The sequence below is a fragment of the Dyella sp. ASV21 genome (genome assembly GCF_016428975.1).
Lineage (GTDB): Bacteria > Pseudomonadota > Gammaproteobacteria > Xanthomonadales > Rhodanobacteraceae > Dyella.
The window spans coordinates 1-282 of record NZ_JAELTT010000411.1; the positions used below are offsets into that span (position 1 = coordinate 1).

At 69.1% G+C, this 282-nt stretch carries 1 protein-coding gene; it reads left to right on the forward strand.

Translation table 11 applies throughout. From position 1 onward, the window contains the following. The coding region (locus JHD67_RS22105) for a contractile injection system protein, VgrG/Pvc8 family (RefSeq protein ID WP_199101240.1) at window positions 1–282 on the forward strand (282 nt) is incomplete at both ends.

Genomic DNA, 282 nt, shown 5'->3' on the forward strand with positions numbered 1-282 from the left:
CGTGGAGTCCATCCTCACCAAGACCCACGACGTGCGTCCCTCGGTGATGCAGCCGGGGGAAACGGACCTGGATTTCGTGCAGCGCCTCGCCGCCGAGAGCGGGCTGTATTACGCCTTCGCACACAGCGCCCAGGGCCATCGCCTGATCCTGGGCGATCGCCTCTACGTGCACGGCGCCATCGAGGGCGGCCCGGTGACCTACGTGCCGGCACGCGGCGGCGATCAGGCCATGCCCTGCCTGTGGCGGTTCCAGTACACCGAGCAGGTGCGCACCGCCCAGGT